The 1,599-nt window shown below is 46.5% G+C and carries 1 protein-coding gene and 1 pseudogene; both read left to right on the top strand.

Annotated features, from left to right (window positions below; genetic code table 11):
* Positions 1-485, top strand: a pseudogene (locus tag D9K81_RS18125) (multidrug DMT transporter); the annotation flags it as partial.
* Positions 475-1,578 (top strand): phage baseplate assembly protein, encoded by a 1,104-nt coding sequence (locus D9K81_RS18130; RefSeq protein WP_120375082.1) that lies wholly within the window; start codon positions 475-477, stop codon positions 1,576-1,578. The pseudogene D9K81_RS18125 and the gene D9K81_RS18130, both read left to right, overlap by 11 nt.
* Positions 1,579-1,599 lie beyond the last annotated feature (21 nt).

The raw sequence follows: 1,599 nt of genomic DNA on the forward strand, positions 1-1,599 counted from the left end.
TATTTCAAAATGACAAATCTTCACCGCAACTGCAGCAGCTGTGGCGTGCCACACAAGTTGCGTCAACCGTTGCGATTACCCAAAAAGTCATTGAGAACGTCCGGACTGAGCTAGCTGAGAATAAAGAAAGCAGCCTGACGCCGATTGACTTGGCTGTGATCCGCCAGAACAACCGCCAGCAGATTCAAGCAGCGATTAATACTGAGCGTGAGCAGATAGCGACTGAGCTGAATGAAACTGCTGTCAGTCAAATTCAAGTCTATAAAGAAACTGCTGATCAGCTGCATTTACAGATTCAAGAACTGATCGAGATCCGCCCGCCAGTGACTAAAACAGTGATTACTGTGCCTTGCACCCTGCATTGGCTGGCGCATCAGCTATATGAGGATATGAGCCGTGTAAGCGAAATCCGCCGTTTAAATCCTGATTTGGTCAATCCCGCAGTACTGCGCCCCGGTATGGAGCTGACTGTTTATGCGCGATAACCAAAACAATGAAATCACTCTACAGATTGGCAGCTATCAAATCAGCGGTTGGGATGCGATTTCAATTGACAGCCAGATTGATACCCCAGCTGAAAACTGGAGCTTTAAGCTATTTCAAGTGAATGGCGACCCTTTGCCTAAAGATATTGCTGGCGCAAAAGACATCAAAGTTTTTTATAACAAAGAGCTGGTGCTGACCTCCATTGCAGATAAGGTTGCAGAGGCTGTCAGCCGCGATGGTTATGGACTTGAGATCAGCGGACGCGACTTGGCTGGACAGCTGATTGACTGTTCTGTGCCGATCTTTAGCGGGCGCCAGCTCACTTTAGAAGCGCTGCTTTCACAGTATGTTTTAGCGGGCGATCTAGGCTCAAAAATCCATGATGTACGTATCCAAAACAATGCATGGCTAAAAAATAAAGTTTCTGTTGAACCCGGTGAAGCCCTGTGGGATGCCATTGCGAAAGCAGCTGCAGTCACGGGCCAACATGTATGGCTTGAACCAGACGGTACGCTGGTTGTGGGTGATCCTTTTGCTGCTCCATATGTGGTTCAAACACCATTACGCTTGATGAAGCCTTTAGATAACAGCAACAACGTGCTTGATCTGTCTTATGTGAATGATGTCAGTTCTGTCTTCAGTGAAATGAAAATTTTAGGCCAAGACAGCAAAGGCAGCCATGTTTTATCTACGGCCACCAGCAACACTCAATATGGCTTTAATCGTCTAAAAATTATTTCTATGGGCGATATTGAGACTAAAGCCGAAGCAGATGCAGCATTAGAAAAAATCAAAAAAGACAATGATCTGCAAGCCTATTCACTTGATGCAACAGTCAGCGGCTGGACGATTGATGGCAAAGTCTGGACGCCCGGCTGGCACCTAAATTTAGAAACCAATGCAATTTCAAATGCCACGGCTAAATGGGCGGTTTATGGCCGCACGCTCATGCTTTCACGCGCTGAAGGCAAAACCACAAAGCTGAAGATGAAGCGTCAAGGAGACTGGGCGCAGCCATTGCTGCACAAGGAACCCGTTAAGAAAACCTCTAAGCGTAAAAAAACCAATAAAGACAAGGAAGCGCAGAAATGATTGGCTCAATGCAGCGTCAAA

The sequence above is a fragment of the Acinetobacter chengduensis genome (assembly GCF_003664645.1).
Lineage (GTDB): Bacteria > Pseudomonadota > Gammaproteobacteria > Pseudomonadales > Moraxellaceae > Acinetobacter > Acinetobacter chengduensis.

Bases quoted from the DNA above. Each gene is read 5' to 3' on its own strand.
- D9K81_RS18130 (WP_120375082.1), top strand. From the start codon at position 475: ATGCGCGATAACCAAAACAATGAAATCACTCTACAGATTGGCAGCTAT.